Below are 19,141 nucleotides of genomic sequence, written 5' to 3'. Positions count from 1 at the left end.
CTCGAGGTCGCCGTCGTACGCCGCTCCCCGCTCGAACAGGTCGGCCCAGCTCGGTGGCATCACCGGCGATTGGGGGCGCGGGATGAAAGCTCGTCCGGCTCGCGGGTCACGATCGCTCGCGTCGCTTACGATCGTCGTGAGAGCAGCCAGAACGCGACGGTTCCGAGGACGAACGCGACGCCGACGTTGCCCGCGAGGCCGACGACCCCGACCCCCGCGACGAGCGCGAGCGACCGGAGATCGTCGACGGGCGCGAACGCCGCTCGAGCCAGCTCGAGTGCGACGACGACGAGCAACACGCCGAGGATCGCCATCGGGAAGGCGGCGAGGAGGGCGCCGGCGGCGACCAGGGCGAGCGCGAGGTAGCCGACCCCGAGGAGGACGTTCGCGCCGCCGGTTCGCGCGCCGAATGCGTGCTTCCCGGCGAGCCCGCCGCTGCCGTGACACATCGGGACGCCGCCCAGCGGGATCGCCGCGAGGCAGGTGACGCCCATACTGCTCGAGAGCGCGTCCGCCGAGATCTCCCGGTCGTAGAGATCACCGCAGAGCAGCGCGGTGGCGATGGCCGCGTTCCCGACCGTCATGCCGAGTTGGGCGACGGTCCCCTCGAGCGCCGCCGCGCTGAACGACGGCGAGCCGGCGGGAAAGACTGCGAGGGTCGGAACCGTCGGTGTCGGGACGCCCGCCGTCGCGACGGCGACGACCCCGCCGAGGCCGAGGACGACCAGCACGCTCGCTCTTCGGTAGCCGACGAGCGCGAGCAGGCCGACGACGGCGATCCCGCCGGCCGCGACCGGCAGGTTCCCGATCGAGAGGTCGACGGCCGCCTCGAACAGGAGGAGTGCCACGGCGAACTGGACGCCGCGGATGACCGGCTCTCCGACGACCCGCTGGAGCCGCCCGACGAGGCCGAGTCGCCCGACCGCGAGCAGGACGCCGCCGGCGAGCAATCCGGCGGCGGCCAGTTCGGCGGACGACAGCGCGCCGACGATCGCCAGGCCGACCAGCGCCTTCATCGGCTCGACCGAGAGGGGCATCCCGTAGTAGACGCCCCAGACGATCTGAAAGAGGCCGAAGCCGAGAAATACGTGGGGCAGCGAGACGCTCGTCGTCGCTCCCAGCGCCACGAGCAGCGGCAACACCGTAATCGAATCTCCTAGCGCACCCGCGAGTTCGCTCGCGGAGAACTCGAGGTCAGGGTCACGCCGAGATCCCAACGGGTACGCCATCTACACCCGGTAATCGAGACGTGGACTTTACCCTTTCCAGAAACCGATTGTCGTTTCTCTCTCCGGCGTCGATAACTGAACGCAGTTACGTAGCGGGCGATCCCCGTCGTCAGTTACCCGACGGGACGGAGGTGATACGTCCGTTGATTTCATACGTCCTCTAAACCGGAACGGGATCGTGATAGTCACTCTTGCTTCACTAGTAGGTTACAGTACTGTTACCGCACGTGTTCGCTAGGGTTCTGCCACAGAGCGGTGGCCTCGAGCCCCGCGGTCGTGACCCGCGCCCGGTAGCGATTGCGGCGACGAATCACTACGGATAAGATGACCGACCGGAACCGTTCACCCGTGAGCGACCTCGGAAAAATCGATCGCGCGTTCTTCGATCGCCACGTCGCACCGAACCTCGGTGCCGACCGCGACGACGTCGCCGTCGGTCCGACCCACGGCGTCGACTTCGGCGTCCTCGATATCGGCGATCGGGCGCTGGTCACCGCCACCGATCCGCTATCGATCCTGCCCGCACTCGGCCTCGAGCGAGCGGCGCGGTTCGCACTCGACCTCGTGCTCGCGGACGTGGCAGTCAGCGGCGTCGCGCCGTCGCATCTCTCGGTCTGTTTCACGCTTCCAGAGGGAATGACCGACGACGAGTTCGCGACGGTCTGGGAGACGATCCACGCCGAGTGCGTCGATCTCGGCGTTTCAGTCGTGACGGGGCATACGGCGCGATACGCGGACGTCTCCCACCCGTGGGTCGGCGCTGCGACAGCGATGGGCGTCGGCGATCACGACGAAATCGTCCGCCCCGACGGCGCCCGTCCCGGCGATCGGCTCCTCCTGACGAACGGCCCCGCCGTCGAGTCGGTCGGCCTGTTGAGTACGCTCTTCGGCGATCGGCTCGAGCTTCCGGTCGACGTAATCGCGTCCGCGCAGGATCGACTCGAGGAGGTCTTCTCCGTTCGCGACGCCCTCACAGCGGCCGCCGCGGGACCGGTGCGGGCGATGCACGACGTGACCGAAGGCGGGCTCGCCGGCGCGTGCAACGAGATGGCGGACGGGGCCGGCGTTCGGTTCGCGGTCGACCGCGCGGCCGTCCCGATGCGACCCGGCGTCCGCGAGGTGTGCGACCACCTCGAGTTCGATCCCTGGGCCGCGACCAGTTGCGGTTCGCTCCTGCTCGCGGTCGACCCCGACGGCGTCGATGCGGTGCGTGCGGCGCTCGAGGCCCGGGGCACTCCAGTCGCCGAAATCGGCCGCGTCGAAGCCGCGGGGGACGAGGGCAGCGAGGTGCTCGTGGACGGGGACCGACTCGAGCATCCGAACGCCGATCCGTCGTGGGACGCGTACGCCGCGCTCGCCGCGGAGACGACCGAGTAGCGCGATTCGAAGGGCAGGTCGGCGGTTCGCGCTCGACCGCCGCGAGCGGAGACGACCGCCGGATCGTCAGTGAGACGGCGGTCGGGCAAACGCTACCCGTGTCGGGGTACTAGCGATACCGAGACCGATGTCTGATTCCGAACGCCTGCGAGCGGCGATCATCGACGAACTCGAGCGGGAGCGACACACCCACAAATCGCTCAGACAGACGATTTCGGACGAACACGATTACAGCGAGAACGATGTCAGTCAGGCGATTTCTGCGCTTCACGACGCCGGTGTGATCGAACACGAACAGGGTTTCTTCGTTCCCGCCACCGACTGAATCCCGACGCGCCGCGCCAGCGCGAGGACGATTCTCAGCTTCGCTGACCATCATCGCTTAGTATAACCCGGGAATACGGTTCCGTATGCGAACACCAGCACCCGAGAGCCGACCGATCGCGCTGACGATCGCGGGCAGCGACTCTGGCGGCGGCGCGGGGATTCAGGCCGACCTCGCGACGATGGCCGCCCACGGCGTCTTCGGTACCTCGGCGATCACCGCCGTCACCGCCCAGAACACCCGCGGCGTCGCGTCCTCACACGTCCTCCCGCTCGAGGAGGTCGAGGCCCAACTCGAGGCCGTCACAGACGACTTCGCCGTCGGCGCGGCGAAGACGGGGATGCTCGCGACGGCGGACGTCGTTCGAACCGTCGCCGACCGCGCGAGCGAGTTCGATTTCCCGCTCGTGGTCGATCCCGTGATGGTCGCGACATCCGGCGATCGCCTGCTCGAGCCCGAAGCCGAACGCGCCTACGGAGACCTCCTCGGCGAGGCGACGCTGGCGACGCCCAACGCCGACGAGGCCGAGGTGCTGACCGACGTCGCCGTGGTCGACGAGGAAACGGCTCGCGAGGCCGGCGACGCGATCCTCGAGACGGGCGTCGATGCGGTCCTCGTCAAGGGCGGCCACGTCCCCGGCGAGCGGGTGCAGGACGTGCTCGTCACGGCCGACGGCGCTCGAGCGTTCGAACACCCCCGCGTCGGCACCGACGCGACCCACGGCTCCGGCTGCGCGCTCGCCGCCGCGATCGCAGCCCGCCTCGCGAAGGGGGAGGCCCTCGAGCCCGCGGTGGCGGGCGCGACCGACTTCCTCGCCCGTGCGGTGCGCTACTACTACGACGTCGGCGAGGGCCACGGCGCGGTCAACCACACGGTCACGCTGCGAAACGAGGCCGCTCGAGAACCCACCGCCGAGGAGGTCCAAGCGATCGTCGACCGGTTCGTCGACGCCGACGTCTCTGCGCTGGTTCCCGAAGTCGGGATGAACGTCGTCGGTGCGACACCGTACGCCGAGTCCGTCGCCGAAACGGCCGCGGTCGAGGGCCGCATCACGCGAACCCTATCAGGGGTTCAGCCGAACCGCGGGGTCCGGTTCGGCGCCTCGAGCCACGTCGCCCGCTTCCTCCTCTCGGCGCGGGAGTTCGTCCCCGACCTGCGTTTCGCAGTGAACTGTCGGTTCGACGCGGACGTGGCGGCGGCGCTCGAGTCCCTGGAGTGGCCGGTCGCCGAGTACGATCGCGACGCGCAACCGGACGAAATCAGCGAAACCGAAGGACGCACGATGGGATGGGGTGCCCGGCAGGCCTTCACGGACCGCGACGAACCGCCCGCGGCCGTCGTCGACCGCGGCGAGGTCGGGAAGGAGGCGCTCGTCAAACTCGTCGCCGCCGACCCCGAGACGCTCGCCGATCGGACGCTGGCACTCGATCGGGAGGTGGCCGAATGAGCGCCACCGATTTTGACGTCGCTGACCTCGAGGTCGGCTACATCCTCCCGCAGTACGGCACCGGTATCGACGCGGTTCGTGACGCCGCGCTCGAGGCCGAATCGCTCGGCTACGACGCGGTCTGGCTCGAGGATCACTTCCAGTCGTGGATCGGCGATCCGCGCCGGAACACGCTCGAGTGCTGGACGACGCTGAGCGCGGTCGCCGAGGCGACGGACCGAGTCCGACTCGGGACGCTCGTGACCAGCCAATCCTACCGCCATCCGGCACTGCTCGCGAAGATGGCGGCGACGGTCGATCGGGTGAGCGACGGCCGGCTCGAGCTGGGGCTGGGCGGGGGCTGGTACGAAGCCGAGTACGACCGCTTCGGCTACGAGTTTCGGGAGCCGCCGGCCGAACGGCTCCGCCGGCTCGCCGAGACCGTCGAGATCCTGCAGGGACTCTGGACGAACGAGACGTACAGTCACCGGGGCGAGCACCTCGAGATCGACCTCGAGGACGCCTTCTGCGAGCCCCAGCCCGTGCAGGATCCCCACCCGCCGATCTGGATCGGCGGCGGCGGCGAACAGTTCACGCTGCGATACGCCGCCGAACTCGCCGACGGCTGGAACTACGGGACGCTCGAGCCCGAGGGCTTCGCCGAGAAGCTCGACGTACTGCGCGAGCACTGCGAGAGCGAGAATCGGTACGAAGCGATCCGGAAATCCGCCGAACTGTTCGTCTTCGTCGACGAGACGACCGAGGCGGCGACCGAAAAGCGCGAGGCGTTCGCCGACGAGATGCTCCCCGACGAGCCGAGCGAGCCCCGCGAGTTCTTCCTCTCGGCGTACCTCGAGACGGCTCCGACGGGGACGCCGGCGGAAGTGCGCGACCGACTCGCGGCGTACGCCGACGTCGGGATCGAGGAGGTCATGCTCGCGGTTCCGGACGCGGCCGGCGAGGACGACGAGAGCCTGCGATTGTTAGCCGACGAGCTCGTTGATTGACCGCGGAACCGGCCGCCGCCGGGCGTCGGCGGCTGGGGGCCGAAACGTCGATCTGGACCCTCGTTCAACAGCAGAAATATACGGCCAGCTGGACTCTCTCCCGCTATGGGTGACACGTCGCCGACTGGTGGAACCAACGTCGAGGGCGAGTCGCCACGGCTCGAGGCGACGATCGAGACCGACGAGGCGACGATCACGGACGACGCCGAACTCGAGCGGACGCTCGGGCTCTCCGGCGGCCTCGCCATCGGGATCGGGACGATGATCGGTGCCGGCATTTTCGTCTTTCCGGGGCTGGCGGCCGGAGAGGCCGGTCCCGCGGCGGCGGCGTCGTTCGCCATCGGCGCGCTCGTCGCGTTGCTGGTCGCGCTGCCGACCTCCGAACTCGCGACGGCGATGCCGAAAAGCGGGGGCGGCTACTACTATATTTCCCGCGCGCTGGGCACGCTCGCCGGGACCGTCGTCGGCCTCTCGCTGTGGTTCGGGCTGGTGTTCGCGACGGCGTTTTACCTCGTCGGCTTCGGCTACTACGCCGTCGATACGCTCGCCGAACTCGGCGTTGCGGTCGGCGACGGGCTCGTTATCCCGCTGGCGCTGTTGTTCGGCGCGGGCTTTACCGTACTGAACGTCACGGGGACGGAAAACGCGGCGAAGCTGCAAAACGGTATCGTCGCGCTGTTGCTGTCGATTCTGGTGTGCTTCCTCGGGTACGGCGGACTCGACGCGGTGGGACTCGTCGGCGAGCCGTCCGCGCCCGAACAGTTCGCACCGTTCGGAACGGTTCCCGTACTGACGACGGCGGCGCTCGTCTTCACCTCGTATCTCGGCTTCGCGCAGGTGGCGACCGTCGCCGGGGAGATGAAAAATCCCGGTCGGAACCTGCCGCTGGCGATGGTCGGCTCCGTCCTCGTCGTCGGCGTGCTCTACGTGGCGACGATCTTCATCGCGACGAGCGCGTTCGGAAGCGAACAGCTCTCGGAGTTCGGCGAGACGGCGATGGTGGAAGTCGGTCGGCACTATCTGGGCGCTGCTGGCGCGTTCGCGATCGTCTTCGGCGGGCTGCTCGCGACGATGTCGAGCGCCAACGCGTCGGTTCTCAGCACCTCTCGAGCCATCTACGCCGTTTCGAAGGACGCGCTGTTACCGCGCCGAGCGAGCCACATCAACCTTCGCTACGGCACGCCACACGTCGCGTTGGGGATGGCCGGGGGGCCGATCCTCGTGCTGGTCGCGACCGGTCGCGTGGAACTGCTCGCGGAGGTCGCCTCCTTCCTGCACCTGGTCATGTACGGGCTGATCTGCGTGGCCCTGCTCGCCCTGCGCCGAAACGAACCGGAGTGGTACGACCCCGACTTCCGGGTCCCCGGCTACCCCGTCGTCCCGATACTCGGCGCGCTCGCCAGTTTCGCCCTGATCGGCTTCATGCAACGCGAATCACAGCTCATCGGCCTCGCGATCATGATCGCAACCGCGGGGTGGTACGCCTACTACGCCCGCGACGTGACCCTGAAGGGGGTGCTCCAATGACGCGAGTCCTCGTCCCGCTTGCGATACTGGAGGGCGAATCGGTCTCAGCCGGGCTGCCGACGCTGCTCGAGTCGATCGACGTGACCGTCCTCGGTTACCACGTTTTGCCCGAGCAGACGCCGCCGGACCAGGCGCGACTCCAGTACGAAGACCGTGCGACAGCCGCTCTCGACGACCTCGTGACCGAGTTCGAGGCGGCCGGCGGGAGCGCCGATCACCGTCTCGTGTTCACCCACGACCGAGAACAAACGATCGATCGGGTCGCCGCGGAGACGGCGGCGGACGCCTACGCCATCACGGGCGTAACCGGCCCGGTCGACCGCCTCCTCGTGACGCTGACGGGCGACGTCGCGACCGAACGGATCTGCACGTTCGTCGCCGAACTGATCGACGACCGCGAAATCGGCGTCACGCTCTTTCTCGCGACCGACGACGAAGCGAGCGGCCGGGAATCGCTCGAGGCGGCCGCCGGGATCCTCTCCGAGCGCGGCATCGACGTCGCGACCGAACTCGCGGTCGACGAGCCGCCGTTCGAGGCGCTCATCGATGCCGCGGCCGGCCACGATGCCATCGTCATGGGCGAACGGGCACCGTCGCTCCGCTCGCTCATCTTCGGCGAAGAAGCCGAACGCGTCGCGTCCGGATCGGTCGGGCCGGTGCTCGTCGTCCGACGCTTCGAGGAACGTGACGACGCGGTGGAACGTGATGATCGACCGTCGGACGCCACCTGAGAACCGAGGTTCGCAGTTCGGAAACCGGATCCGGGGCGTCGGCGAGCGCTGGTCGCACGCTCGAGACGCGCCTACCGCCCGACTGCGAACGAACGACCCGCGTTCGGCTCCCCCGCGGCAGTGACCTCCCGCTTTTGTAGCTCGGGTACTTAAAACAGCACTGTGACCGCGCGAGAAAACGGTCGGACCGCGAGCGGTGAGGAGGCCACGGCGTCGGTCGGTGAGGGGCCAGCTGTGGATTCCGTCGACAGCGTCGCAGCCTCGGCTACCGATCGCGACGAAGGGACCACGGCCGCCGACACTCGCCCGGACAGCCTCGAGTCGTCGGCGACGGACGACCGCGATATCGCCGTTTCGGTGACCGGTCTGTCCAAGCGGTTCGGTGAGGGAGACGCGGCAGTTACCGCCGTGAACGACGTCAGCGTCGACGTCGAGACCGGATCGATCGTGGGGCTGCTGGGACCGAACGGCGCCGGGAAGACGACGCTCATCAAATCGATTCTCGGCATGATCGTCCCGGACGCCGGAACCGTCCGCATCCGTGGCGTCGACCTCTACGAGCGGCCGCGGGAGGCGTACGGCTCCGTCGACGCGATGCTGGAGGGGGCGCGCAACGATTACTGGCGACTGACGGTCCGCGAGAACCTCCGATACTTCGCCACGATCAGCGGCGTCGACCCGAACTCGGTCCGCGACCGCCACGACCGGCTGCTGGCGAAGCTCGGTCTCTCGGAGAAAGCGGACGTTCCCGTCCGCGAACTGTCCCGCGGGATGAAACAGAAAGTGTCGCTGGCGAGCGTCCTCGCCGGCGGCGCGTCGGTCGTCTTTCTCGACGAACCCACGCTGGGGCTGGACGTCGAGAGTTCGCGGACGCTCCAGCGGGAACTGCGGCGTCTCGCCGAGGAGGAAGCCCTCACCGTCGTCCTCAGCAGCCACGACATGGACGTCGTCGAGACGGTCTGTGACCGCGTCCTCATCATGTCCGAGGGTGAGATCATCGCGGACGACACGGTCGAGGCGCTCCTCTCCGACGCGGATCGACACCGCGTTCGGATCACGAGCGGTGATCTCGACGCCGCAGTCGTGTCGACCCTGCGACGACGGTTCGACGCGATGAGCGTCGAGTCTGACGGTCCCAGCCCTCGGATCGAGGTCGCGACCGACAGCGACGGCCTGTACGAGCTGCTGGCGCTCCTCCGGCGCAACGACGTAACGCTCGAGCGCGTCCGGACGGTCGAACCGGACCTCGAGGACGTCTTCGTCGACCTGACGACGGCCGACCGGGGTGTCCGATGATCGGGGACGGGCCCGACGCCGTCGAGACGCCGCGGCCGGCCGGCTACCGGCACCTCGCGCGGGCCGTGCTCTACCGCGAGTACCTGATCTTCGTCCGCTATCCCGCGAACGCCGTCGGCGGGCTCGTCATCTCGGTGTTCTTCTTCGGGCTGCTGTTCTACGGTGGACGGATGGTCGCCGGGCAGGCGCTCACCGACTCGATCGAGGGGATCATCGTCGGCTACTTCCTGTGGTCGCTGTCCGTCGGCGCGTACTCCTCGATATCGAACGACATCGGGAGCGAAGTGCAGTGGGGGACCCTCGAGCGACACGTGATGTCGCCGTTCGGGTTCGCACCCGTCGCGCTGTTGAAAGGCCTCGCGAAGATCGTCCGGTCGTTCGTCACCGCGACGATACTGCTCGCGGTGATGCTCGTCGTCACCGGGACGGGCCTCGAGTTGAACCTGGGAACGATCGTCGTCGTCGCGACGCTCAGCATCGTCTCGGTGCTCGGTCTCGGGCTCGCGGCCGGCGGGGTCACCGTCCTCTACAAACAGATCGGTAACTGGCTCAACCTGCTCCAGTTCGGCTTTATCGTCCTGATCTCCGCACCCGCGTTCGACCTGGGCTGGCTGCGATGGCTCCCGCTCGCCCAGGGCAGCGCGCTCCTCCAGCGGACGATGATCGACGGCGTCCGGCTCTGGGAGTTCCCGCCGGCCGACCTCGCGATTCTGCTCGGGGTCGCCGTCGGCTACTTCGCGTTCGGCTACGCGGTCTTCCAGTACGCGACCCGCCGGGCGAGACGCCTCGGCGTGCTCGGGGACTACTGACGGCCCCAACTGCACCGGATCGACTGCCGGCCCGCCACACTCACCGTCGCGGCGCGCCTTCACTCTCGTATGCCCCACGACAGGATCCACGCACGACGGCCGACTCACGACCTCGAGCGGTGGTCCGTCGGGACCATCGAGGCTATCGACGAGCGGGACGGCCGCTGCGTCTTCGAGGTGGCGACAGACGATGGGGACGTGATCGAACTCGTCGTGACGGTCGCGATCCGGGATCTGGTCCTGCGCAGACTGGACCCCGCGGCGGACGAGTCTCCGATCGGCGCCCGCGTCTGGTACCGAAAACGCGGCGGGTGACGCCCGTTCGGTGACTTCTCAGCCGTCGGCCTCGCCGTTCGCCGTCTCCTCGTCGCTCTCCGACTCGAGGTACTCCCCCCGAATGACGAGGACCGGATCGACCGTCCGCCGGGCCAACCGTTCGGCACGGTCCCGAAAGACGAACCGACGGATCGACGGTCGACTCTCGCCCGCGACGATGAGGTCGTGATCGGCCGCGGCCTCGAGGATGGCCGCCGTCGGCGAGTCGTCGACGACGACCGTGCTGTCGATCCGGTCCTCGTCGATCCCGGTAGCTAGCAGTTCCGAACGCGCCGTCTCGAGCAGTTCCACGCCCTCGTCTCGCCTCGCTTCGTCCGAGACGACGTGAAAGAGCGTTAGCTCGAGGTCCGTTCCCTCGAGAATCGTCTCGAGCAGTCGGGCGATGTGTTCGACGTTGACGTCGCTTCGAATCGCGACGAGCATCGTCTCGAGGATCGGTGCCGGGTTGAGCACCAGGACGGCGTCACACGACTCGTCGACGGCGACGCGTTCGAACGTTTGCAATCGATCGTGGGTGAACGCCAACCGGGTCGTGACGTCGCAGCCGGCATCCTCGAACACCGTCCTGCGCTCCGCGAGTTCGGCCCGCATGCGGTCACCGTACTGGTCGCGCGCCTGATCCGGTCCGGTCTGGTCGGGGATTTCGCGATAGCCGAGCAGAACGACCGGGATCGACGCGAACGCGTCGACGATCGTCGCCGGAACGGTCTGGCCCTCGAGGACATCAATCGGGACCAGCACGCGATGTGCGCGAGGTGTTATCATGACCAGAGGTGCCATCACGCTACCACGGAGCGCGTCATATACCCCGTGCCGGCGGAGTCGACTCGAGACCGGTACCTAATTTTCGGTGGCACCGCTACCACTGCCCATGGTCGAGAGTCCATTCGACGTCGACATCGAAGTCGGCGAGGTGATCGAGGCCGAACCGTTCCCCGAAGCCGAGAAGCCGAAGATGACCAAACTCCGGATCGACCTCGGCGAGAGGGAGATCCAGTCCGCCGGCCAACTGGACCACCACTACGACGCCGCGGACCTCGTCGGTCGACGAGTGCTCTGTGCGACGAACCTCGGTTCGGTCCGGATCGCGGGCTTCAAATCCGAGGCGCTGACCGTCGGCGTCCCCAGCGAGGAGGGGTATCCCGTACTGGTGTCGCCGGACGACGACGTTCCCCTCGGCGGGACGTTGTACTGACCCGTCTCGTCGTCGGACCGAGCGTGTGGACCGTCCCTTCGAGTGCACCGGTGTCGTCCGCAGATAGATCGTCGCTGCACGCGGCCGAGCGACCCGGGCCGACGCACCCGTTGTACCCGCCGGTATCGCTTTAACTGCCTAATAAGTATACACAGCAGCCCCGAAGAGCCTGTGTGGCGAGGCGGAGCGGATCCAGTCGTTGCCAGCCGAACCGTCCGAACTTCCCGAGACATCACCGCCCCCTCGCTACGGATCGGATATCGTCTCACCGTGACAGCATCCATCCGACGATTCCGATCACCCACCTACCACGTCCACCACACCGGATGGATTCGGCGTCGGCCTCCGGCCGACGTTTCCGAGACACTGATTCGGCGTATTTCGGTGAGCCGCTGGTTCTCGAGGTCACTCGGTCTCTAGGAGACGGTGTAATCGGTCGCGACCCGACCACTTTCACCGCGGATCCCGCAGGGTTTTTGCGATGGAAGGACAGTCTCCGGATATGACCGAGGCGACGGGGATCGTCGGAGAGTTCTTCTCGTTGAAAGAGGAGACCGACGCCGAACTACTGACGATGCAGTGTGGCGATTTCTACGAGTTCTTCGGCGAGGACGCCGAGATCGTCAGCGAAGAACTCGACCTCAAAGTCTCCCAGAAGTCCTCCCACGGCTCGTCGTACCCCATGGCCGGCGTGCCGATCGACGATCTCACCCCCTACCTCAAGGCCCTCGTCGAACGCGGCTACCGCGTCGCCGTCGCCGACCAGTACGAGACCGACTCCGGCCACGCGCGCGAAGTCGTTCGCGTCGTGACGCCCGGCACCCTGCTCGAGACCAGCGACGCCGACGCCCAGTATCTCGCGGCGGTCGTCGACGGCAGCGGGAGCGCCGGCGGCTCGAGCGGCGGTTCGACGACCGATTCGAGCTACGGCCTCGCTTTCGCCGACGTGACGACCGGACGATTCCTCGTCGCCGACGCCGCCGACATCGACGACGCGCTGACGGAGCTGTACCGTTTCGATCCGGTCGAAGTACTGCCGGGACCCGAGGCGCGAGCCGACGACGACCTGCTGAACGCCGTCAGCGACCGGACCGACGCGACGCTGACCCTCCACGAAACCGAAGCGTTCGCGCCGAAGCGGGCGGATCACGCGGTTCGCGAGCAGTTCGGCGCCGAAACCGTCGACCGGCTGTCGGTCGCGGATCCGACCGTCGCGGCCGCCGGTGCGATCCTCTCCTACGTCGAGGAGACCGGCGCGGGCGTGCTCGCCTCGATGACCCGGATCCAGGCCCACCACGGCGACGATCACGTCACGCTCGACGCGACCACGCAGCGCAACCTCGAGCTGACCGAGACCATGTCTCGAAGTCCCGATGGGACTTCGACGAGTCATCGAAGTGGCTCCGCCACTTCGAGACAAGGGAAGCGTGACGGGTCGCTGTTCGCGACGATCGATCACACCGAGACCAGCGCCGGCGGCCGCCTGCTCAAGGAGTGGCTCCAGCGGCCCCGGCGCTCGCTCGAGACCCTCGAGCGACGACAGGAGAGCGTGGCCGCGCTCTCGACGGCGGCGCTGGCCCGCGACGAATTGCAGGACACGCTGAGTGAGGCATACGATCTTGCCCGCCTCGCCTCGAAGGCGACCCACGGCAGTGCGGACGCGCGGGACCTCCTCGCGGTCCGGGAGACGCTCGCGGTCCTGCCCGCGCTGGCCGACGCCGTCGCGTCGAACCCGGATCTGGCCGACTCACCCCTCTCGGAGATCGTCGACCGGCCGGATCGCGACGCCGCCCGCGAGTTGCGCGAAACGCTTGCGGAGGCCATCGCCGACGAGCCGCCGTCGACGGTGACGCAGGGCGAACTCCTCCGGCGTGGGTACGACGACGAACTCGACGAGGTGATCGAACGCCACGAGGCGATCAAGGAGTGGCTCGACACGCTCGCCGACCGCGAGAAGCGTCAGTACGGCCTGAGTCACGTGACCGTCGACCGGAACAGGACCGACGGCTACTACATCCAGGTCGGCAAGTCCGCCGCCGACGGCGTCCCGGATCACTACGAGGAGATCAAGACGCTCAAGAACTCGAAGCGCTTTACGACCGACGAACTCGAGGAAAAGGAGCGCGAGATCCTCCGACTCGAGGAGCGACGCGGCGACCTCGAGTACGAACTCTTCGAGGAACTCCGCGACGAGGTCGCCACGCGGGCCGAACTGCTGCAGGACGTGGGGCGGGCGCTGGCGACGGTCGACGCGCTCGCGAGTCTGGCGACCCACGCGGCGGAGAACCGCTGGGTTCAGCCGGAGTTGCACCAGGGTGACCGACTCGAGATCGAGCAGGGCCGTCATCCCGTCGTCGAGCAGACGACGGAGTTCGTTCCCAATAACGTGCACCTGGACGAGGAGCGGGGGTTTCTCGTGGTGACCGGACCCAACATGTCGGGAAAATCGACGTACATGCGTCAGGTCGCCTGTATCGTCTTGCTGGCCCAGATCGGGAGCTTCGTTCCGGCGAAGGAGGCCGAGATCGGGCTGGTCGACGGCATCTTCACCCGCGTCGGCGCGCTGGACGAACTCGCGCAGGGCCGCTCGACGTTCATGGTCGAGATGAGCGAGCTCTCGAACATCCTCCACACGGCGACCGAGGAGTCGCTGGTCATTTTAGACGAGGTCGGACGGGGCACCGCGACCTACGACGGCATCTCGATCGCGTGGGCGGCGACTGAGTACCTGCACAACGAGGTGCAGGCCAAGACCCTCTTTGCGACCCACTACCACGAACTGACCGGACTCGCCGAGAACCTTCCCCGCGTCGCCAACGTTCACGTCGCGGCGGACGAACGCGACGGCGAGGTGACCTTCCTCCGGACCGTCCGCGACGGCCCGACCGACCGCTCCTACGGGATTCACGTCGCCGACCTCGCCGGCGTCCCCGACCCCGTCGTCGACCGCTCGAGGGACGTCCTCGAGCGACTGCGCGAGGAGAAGGCCATCGAGGCGAAAGGCGGCCCCTCGAGCGACTCCGTCCAAGCGGTCTTCGATCTGGGGAGCGGAACGATGCAAACGCAGGGAGAGCAGGGCCGGGCGCAGGCACAGGCGGCATCGACCGACGGCGGTCCGATGGAGACCGATTCTGACACCGAATCGTTGGCAGGCGACTCCGACACCCGACCGATCGATCCCGACACCGAAGCCGTCCTCGAGGACCTCGAGTCGATCGACGTGAACACGACGCCGCCGATCGAACTCGTCTCGAAAGTCCAGGAGTTACAGGAGCGACTCGAGGAGTGAGCGGTCTCGAGTCAGTGCCCGCCGGAGACGAGGTGAAGACCGACGATCCCGACGACGATGACGCCGATGAACGCGATCCGAGCGAGGGTGGCCGGCTCGTCGAACAGGGCGATTCCGAGCGAGGCCGTTCCGACGGCCCCGATACCGGTCCAGACCGCGTAGGCCGTGCCCACGGGGAGGTCTTCGACGGCCCGCGCCAGTAACACCATACTAATGACGAGGGCGACGACGGTGGCGGCCGTCGGAATCGGCTTCGAGAGTCCGTCGGAGTACTGGAGGCCGATCGCCCAGCAGATTTCGAACAGGCCCGCGACGAGGAGGAGATACCACGACATTTTCGATTCGAACTCTCGGCGCAGGATGGCTATAGATTCCGACATCCATCGGGCCGACCGGGTTCCGGTCTCCGACCGACGACGTTTGGAGTGTGGAAGGGGGTCGCCGCTCTCGTCGTCGGCTACCCGCGGACGGAGCCGGCCGCGTCCCGCCCGTCGCTGGGACTGGCGCTTCCGTCCGGGTGGGACTCGCCGATCACGACGTTCACCGCCGCGCCGACCAGCAGAACGAACGCGGTGCCGTAGAGCCAGACGAGCAGGAGGATGACCGCGCCGAACGTGTCGTAGGTTCCGACGGTGTTGACGAAGTCCGCGTAGATCCCGAAGACGATCTCGAGGACGACCCAGCCCGCGGCGGCGATGACGGTTCCGGGCATGGCCTCACGTGCCGAGACGTCCAGATCCGGGAAGACGTAGTAAATGGGAAAGAACGCGACGACGAGTCCCCCGAACAACACGATCGGAGTCAGTCCGACCACGACGGGGTGGTCGACCGCCGCCAGCGTGGCCGTCGCGAGACTGGTCCCGACCGTGGCGATCACGACGACGACGGCGACGACGAGACCGTCGACGAGTTGCTCGCGGAGCGAACTCTCGGTCTTCCCGTACAGTTCGTCGAACGCGGTATCCAGTCCGCGAAAGATGCGCACCATGCCCCACAGCAGCGAGGCGACCCCGATGAGGGACGCGCCCGCGCGCTCCGAGGCGTGGGTCAGCGCCTCGTAGACGATCCCCCGTCCGGCGGGGCTGAGGTGATCGCGGGCCATCCGCACGACCTGGTCGGTCAGATACTCGTTGCCCACCGCACCCACGACGATCAACAGGAGGAGCAAGAGCGGGAGCAGGGAGAGGAACGCCGCGTGGGCGATACTGCCCGCCATGAACGCCACGTTTTGCTCGCGGACCACGACGACCACGTCTCGAGCGACGGAGCGGATCCGTCGCGTGTCCATATCGGACGGAGGACTGTGGTCACGAAAAGCGCGGCGCCGGCACTCGCCGTCCGCCGGCGACCCGACGGGTGTCGATCGATTGCGGAAACGCCGCTACTCGAGCGCCATCGGAACCGTTTTGAGCCGATAGGACAGTCGTTAGCACGATGCACGAAGCAGACTTCGACGTGGCAGGGAAGACCGCCATCGTCACCGGCGCGAGCCAGGGAATCGGGCAGTCGATCGCGGAGACGCTCGCGGCCGGCGGCGCGAACGTCTCGATCTGCTCGCGGTCGATGGACCGCGTGGGGCCGGTTGCAGATGGAATTAACGAGGCCGACGACGCGGGCGAGGCGCTCGCCGTCGAGTGTAACGTCCGCGAGCGCGACCAGGTCCAGAATCTCGTCGACGAAACGGTCGAGGAGTTCGGCGATATCGATATCCTCGTCAACAACGCCGGCGGCGAGTTCGTCGCGGCGTTCGAGGACATCTCGGCCAACGGCTGGCAGACCATCGTCGACCTCAACCTCAACAGCACGGTCCACTGTACGCAGCTCGCGGGGGAAGTCATGCGAGAGGGCGACGGCGGCGTCATCATCAACCTCTCGAGCGTGAACGGCCAGCACGCGGCCCCCGGAGAGAGCCACTACGGCGCGTCGAAGGCGGCGATCATCCGGCTGACCGAGACGCTCGCCGTCGAGTGGGCCGAGGACGGCATCCGCGTCAACTGTATCGCCCCGGGACTCATCCAGACGCCCGGCGTCGCCGAGACGCTGGGGATCGACAGCGAGGACATGCCGCCCCGCGAAGAGACCGACCGCCGCATCGGCTACGGGGAGGACATCGCCGACGTCGCCCAGTTCCTCTCGAGTCCCGCCGCCTCGTTCATGAACGGCGAAACCGTGACGGTCAAGGGCGTGCCGCGGGCGGGGAATTCGATGTCGCAGGACCTCGGGCTCGAGGACTGACGGCGCCCCGCGGGACGGAAGACCTAACCAGCCGCCGTCACTACCTGTATCCAACACAGCGGACGCGTCGGAACCGATCGCCGCGCCGACGCCACATCAACATGAGTGACGAGAGTACCCACCCCCAGGACGACACGGATATCCACCAGTTAGACGAGGACACCGTCGCCCGCATCGCCGCCGGCGAGGTCGTCGAGCGCCCCGCCAGCGCCGTCAAGGAACTCGTGGAGAACAGCCTCGACGCCGACGCCTCGAGCGTCGACGTCACCGTCGAGGAGGGCGGCACGGAGCTGATTCGCGTCGCCGACGACGGAGCGGGGATGTCCGAGGCGGACGTCCGCGCGGCCGTCCGCGAGCACACGACGAGCAAGATCGACGGGCTCGAGGACCTCGAGTCGGGCGTCGCCACGCTCGGCTTCCGCGGTGAAGCGTTGCACACGATCGGGTCGGTGTCGCGACTGACTATCCGCTCGCGACCCCGCGGGGCGAACGGCGCGGGAACGGAACTCGTCTCCGAGGGCGGCGACGTGGTCTCGGTCGAGCCGACGGGCTGTCCCGAGGGAACGACGGTCGAAATCGCGGACCTGTTTTACAACACGCCGGCCCGCCGGAAGTTCCTCAAGACGACGGCGACGGAGTTCGCCCACGTCAACCGCGTCGTCACGCGCTACGCGCTCGCGAACCCGGGCGTGGCGGTCACGCTGACCCACGACGGCCGCGAGGTGTTCTCGACGACCGGGCAGGGTGACCTGCAGGCCACCGTCCTCTCGGTTTACGGTCGCGAAGTCGCCTCGTCGATGATCCCCGTCGAGGCCGGCGGCGACGAGCTTCCGCCGGGCCCCCTGGAATCGGTCTCCGGCCTCGTTTCCCATCCCGAAACGAACCGCTCGAGTCGGGATTACCTCGCGACGTACGTCAACGGCCGGGCGGTGACCGCCGACGCCGTCCGCGAGGGGATCATGGGTGCCTACGGCACGCAACTGGGCGGCGACCGCTACCCCTTCGTCACCCTCTTTCTGGCGGTGCCCGGCGACGCGGTCGACGTGAACGTCCACCCCAGAAAGCGGGAGGTGCGCTTCGACGACGACGACGCGGTCCGCCGGCAGGTCGACGCCGCCGTGGAGTCGGCGCTGCTCGAGCACGGCCTGCTCCGGTCGGGCGCGCCCCGCGGTCGGTCGGCCCCGGGCGAGGCGCGGGTCGAACCCGGCAGCGATCGCGGAACCGAACCCGACCCGGACGGCCACGAGACCGCGACGCTCGAGCGCACCACGGAGGCCGCGAAGCCGTCCGACGGATCGGGCGACGGCGGGAACGAACCGGGGAATTCGGCTGCCGACGGGGCGGACGCTGCGACGGGCGATGCGCCGTCGACCGACGCGTCCGCGACTTCGAGCGCGGATTCGGGGACTGATTCGCAGTCACCGACCGAGGAGGGCTCGGCGGCGGCCAATCGGCCGACGGCGACGCCGCGGAACGACCCAGCGACGGATGCGACGGACGTGAGGGAATCGAGCGCGGATCCGGTCTCCGACGCGGACGGTGACGGTGCGGCCGGCTCGACGGAGACGGAAAGCGGCTCGAGCACGGAACGAGGCCGCCGCGCCGATTCCGACGCCGGACGCAAATTCGACGCCGCGACCGAACAGCGGACGCTGGCCGGCGAGGCCGCGACGGGGGAACGATCCGAGTTCGATTCGCTGCCGTCGCTGCGACTGCTCGGCCAGCTCCGCGACACCTACCTGGTCTGCGAGACGGCCGACGGACTCGTCTTGATCGACCAGCACGCCGCCGACGAGCGGGTCAACTACGAGCGCCTGCAGGCGGCCTTCGCCGACGACCCGACCGCGCAGGCGCTCGCGGAGCCCGCGGAACTCGAGCTGACGGCCGCCGAGGCCGAGGCGTTCGAACACTACCGAGAGGCCCTCTCTCGCCTGGGCTTTTACGCGGACCGAGTCGACGAACGGACGGTCGCGGTGACGACCGTCCCCGCGGTGCTCGAGGAGACGCTCGAGCCGGATCGGTTGCGGGACGTCCTCGCGTCGTTCGTCGCGGGCGACCGCGAGGCGGGCGCCGAGACCGTCGACGCGCTGGCCGACGAGTTCCTCGGGGATCTGGCGTGTTATCCGTCGATCACGGGGAACACCTCGCTGACGGAGGGCTCGGTCGTCGATCTGCTGTCCGCGCTCGACGACTGCGAGAATCCCTACTCCTGTCCGCACGGTCGACCGGTGATCGTGCAGTTCGACGAGGCGGAAATCGAGGACCGGTTCGAGCGGGACTATCCCGGCCACGGGGGGTGAGATTGGACCGCGACTCCCTCGTCCGAGCGTTTCCTTCGTCTGACAGCCGATCTCGAATC

At 68.0% G+C, this 19,141-nt stretch carries 17 protein-coding genes; 13 read left to right on the top strand and 4 right to left on the bottom strand.

Annotated elements, in window-relative coordinates:
• Window positions 1-125: 125 nt before the first annotated feature.
• Complete coding sequence (locus tag AC0QDI_RS22935; protein WP_474672194.1) at window positions 126-1,229, bottom strand: putative sulfate/molybdate transporter; 1,104 nt, start codon at window positions 1,227-1,229, stop codon at window positions 126-128.
• A 348-nt stretch (window positions 1,230-1,577) separates the two neighbouring features.
• On the opposite strand from AC0QDI_RS22935, the gene AC0QDI_RS22930 reads away from it, so the two are divergent.
• From AC0QDI_RS22930 to AC0QDI_RS22890, 9 genes are all read left to right on the top strand, one after another.
• A complete protein-coding gene (locus tag AC0QDI_RS22930) occupies window positions 1,578-2,606 on the top strand; it encodes an AIR synthase family protein (protein WP_474672192.1) in 1,029 nt (342 codons plus the stop codon).
• A gap of 127 nt (window positions 2,607-2,733) precedes the next feature.
• Window positions 2,734-2,931 (top strand): hypothetical protein, encoded by a 198-nt coding sequence (locus tag AC0QDI_RS22925; RefSeq protein WP_474672190.1) that lies wholly within the window; start codon window positions 2,734-2,736, stop codon window positions 2,929-2,931.
• Window positions 2,932-3,016: 85 nt separating this feature from the next.
• On the top strand, window positions 3,017-4,378 hold the full coding sequence (thiD, locus tag AC0QDI_RS22920; protein WP_474672188.1) for a bifunctional hydroxymethylpyrimidine kinase/phosphomethylpyrimidine kinase: 1,362 nt from the start codon (window positions 3,017-3,019) through the stop codon (window positions 4,376-4,378).
• Window positions 4,375-5,364: a TIGR03560 family F420-dependent LLM class oxidoreductase gene (locus AC0QDI_RS22915; protein WP_474672186.1), complete on the top strand. Its 990-nt coding sequence runs from the start codon at window positions 4,375-4,377 to the stop codon at window positions 5,362-5,364. The genes thiD and AC0QDI_RS22915 overlap by 4 nt, the downstream gene beginning before the upstream one ends.
• A gap of 105 nt (window positions 5,365-5,469) precedes the next feature.
• Complete coding sequence (locus tag AC0QDI_RS22910) at window positions 5,470-6,891, top strand: APC family permease (protein ID WP_474672184.1); 1,422 nt, start codon at window positions 5,470-5,472, stop codon at window positions 6,889-6,891.
• Entirely contained in the window at window positions 6,888-7,622 is a 735-nt protein-coding gene (locus AC0QDI_RS22905; RefSeq protein WP_474672182.1) for a universal stress protein, read from the top strand. Before AC0QDI_RS22910 ends, AC0QDI_RS22905 begins: the two co-directional genes overlap by 4 nt.
• A gap of 234 nt (window positions 7,623-7,856) precedes the next feature.
• Window positions 7,857-8,918, top strand: a complete 1,062-nt coding sequence (locus AC0QDI_RS22900; RefSeq protein ID WP_474672239.1) for an ABC transporter ATP-binding protein — start codon at window positions 7,857-7,859, stop codon at window positions 8,916-8,918.
• Window positions 8,915-9,727: an ABC transporter permease gene (locus tag AC0QDI_RS22895; RefSeq protein ID WP_474672180.1), complete on the top strand. Its 813-nt coding sequence runs from the start codon at window positions 8,915-8,917 to the stop codon at window positions 9,725-9,727. The genes AC0QDI_RS22900 and AC0QDI_RS22895 overlap by 4 nt, the downstream gene beginning before the upstream one ends.
• 69 nt (window positions 9,728-9,796) lie before the next feature.
• Window positions 9,797-10,042, top strand: a complete 246-nt coding sequence (locus AC0QDI_RS22890) for a DUF7861 family protein (RefSeq protein WP_474672178.1) — start codon at window positions 9,797-9,799, stop codon at window positions 10,040-10,042.
• Window positions 10,043-10,060: 18 nt separating this feature from the next.
• Here AC0QDI_RS22890 and AC0QDI_RS22885 read toward each other — a convergent pair whose 3' ends face one another.
• Window positions 10,061-10,828 carry a universal stress protein gene (locus tag AC0QDI_RS22885; protein WP_474672237.1) on the bottom strand — a complete coding sequence of 256 codons (768 nt, stop codon included), beginning with the start codon at window positions 10,826-10,828 and terminating at the stop codon, window positions 10,061-10,063.
• Between the two features lie 106 nt (window positions 10,829-10,934).
• Here AC0QDI_RS22885 and AC0QDI_RS22880 point away from each other — a divergent pair, with 106 nt between their 5' ends.
• Both AC0QDI_RS22880 and mutS read left to right on the top strand, forming a co-directional pair.
• A complete protein-coding gene (locus AC0QDI_RS22880) occupies window positions 10,935-11,258 on the top strand; it encodes a tRNA-binding protein (protein WP_474672176.1) in 324 nt (107 codons plus the stop codon).
• Window positions 11,259-11,760: 502 nt separating this feature from the next.
• Entirely contained in the window at window positions 11,761-14,547 is a 2,787-nt protein-coding gene (gene mutS / locus AC0QDI_RS22875) for a DNA mismatch repair protein MutS (protein WP_474672174.1), read from the top strand.
• An 11-nt stretch (window positions 14,548-14,558) separates the two neighbouring features.
• Here the strand turns inward: mutS and sugE are convergent, their stop codons facing one another.
• The gene (gene sugE / locus AC0QDI_RS22870; RefSeq protein WP_474672235.1) at window positions 14,559-14,882 is read right to left on the bottom strand and encodes a quaternary ammonium compound efflux SMR transporter SugE; all 324 of its coding nucleotides are present in this window, start codon (window positions 14,880-14,882) and stop codon (window positions 14,559-14,561) included.
• 122 nt (window positions 14,883-15,004) lie between these two features.
• The gene (locus AC0QDI_RS22865) at window positions 15,005-15,835 is read right to left on the bottom strand and encodes a YihY/virulence factor BrkB family protein (RefSeq protein ID WP_474672172.1); all 831 of its coding nucleotides are present in this window, start codon (window positions 15,833-15,835) and stop codon (window positions 15,005-15,007) included.
• Window positions 15,836-15,981: 146 nt separating this feature from the next.
• Between AC0QDI_RS22865 and AC0QDI_RS22860 the strand changes: the two genes are divergently transcribed.
• Together AC0QDI_RS22860 and mutL are read left to right on the top strand one after the other, a co-directional pair.
• Window positions 15,982-16,782, top strand: coding sequence for an SDR family NAD(P)-dependent oxidoreductase (locus AC0QDI_RS22860; protein WP_474672170.1), 801 nt, complete (start codon window positions 15,982-15,984; stop codon window positions 16,780-16,782).
• 101 nt (window positions 16,783-16,883) lie between these two features.
• A complete protein-coding gene (mutL, locus tag AC0QDI_RS22855) occupies window positions 16,884-19,082 on the top strand; it encodes a DNA mismatch repair endonuclease MutL (protein WP_474672168.1) in 2,199 nt (732 codons plus the stop codon).
• Window positions 19,083-19,141: the final 59 nt, after the last annotated feature.

Source organism: Natrinema sp. LJW11 (assembly GCF_056135975.1).
This window is presented reverse-complemented; position numbering and strand designations above follow the sequence as displayed.

What these genes read in the sequence shown, in the direction of transcription:
- AC0QDI_RS22935 (WP_474672194.1), bottom strand. Translation starts at nt 1,229, where the DNA reads ATGGCGTACCCGTTGGGATCTCGGCGTGACCCTGACCTCGAGTTCTCC.
- AC0QDI_RS22925 (WP_474672190.1), top strand. Translation starts at nt 2,734, where the DNA reads ATGTCTGATTCCGAACGCCTGCGAGCGGCGATCATCGACGAACTCGAG.
- thiD (WP_474672188.1), top strand. Translation starts at nt 3,017, where the DNA reads ATGCGAACACCAGCACCCGAGAGCCGACCGATCGCGCTGACGATCGCG.
- AC0QDI_RS22915 (WP_474672186.1), top strand. Translation starts at nt 4,375, where the DNA reads ATGAGCGCCACCGATTTTGACGTCGCTGACCTCGAGGTCGGCTACATC.
- AC0QDI_RS22910 (WP_474672184.1), top strand. Translation starts at nt 5,470, where the DNA reads ATGGGTGACACGTCGCCGACTGGTGGAACCAACGTCGAGGGCGAGTCG.
- AC0QDI_RS22905 (WP_474672182.1), top strand. Translation starts at nt 6,888, where the DNA reads ATGACGCGAGTCCTCGTCCCGCTTGCGATACTGGAGGGCGAATCGGTC.
- AC0QDI_RS22895 (WP_474672180.1), top strand. Translation starts at nt 8,915, where the DNA reads ATGATCGGGGACGGGCCCGACGCCGTCGAGACGCCGCGGCCGGCCGGC.
- AC0QDI_RS22890 (WP_474672178.1), top strand. Translation starts at nt 9,797, where the DNA reads ATGCCCCACGACAGGATCCACGCACGACGGCCGACTCACGACCTCGAG.
- AC0QDI_RS22885 (WP_474672237.1), bottom strand. Translation starts at nt 10,828, where the DNA reads ATGATAACACCTCGCGCACATCGCGTGCTGGTCCCGATTGATGTCCTC.
- AC0QDI_RS22880 (WP_474672176.1), top strand. Translation starts at nt 10,935, where the DNA reads ATGGTCGAGAGTCCATTCGACGTCGACATCGAAGTCGGCGAGGTGATC.
- mutS (WP_474672174.1), top strand. Translation starts at nt 11,761, where the DNA reads ATGACCGAGGCGACGGGGATCGTCGGAGAGTTCTTCTCGTTGAAAGAG.
- sugE (WP_474672235.1), bottom strand. Translation starts at nt 14,882, where the DNA reads ATGTCGTGGTATCTCCTCCTCGTCGCGGGCCTGTTCGAAATCTGCTGG.
- AC0QDI_RS22865 (WP_474672172.1), bottom strand. Translation starts at nt 15,835, where the DNA reads ATGGACACGCGACGGATCCGCTCCGTCGCTCGAGACGTGGTCGTCGTG.
- AC0QDI_RS22860 (WP_474672170.1), top strand. Translation starts at nt 15,982, where the DNA reads ATGCACGAAGCAGACTTCGACGTGGCAGGGAAGACCGCCATCGTCACC.
- mutL (WP_474672168.1), top strand. Translation starts at nt 16,884, where the DNA reads ATGAGTGACGAGAGTACCCACCCCCAGGACGACACGGATATCCACCAG.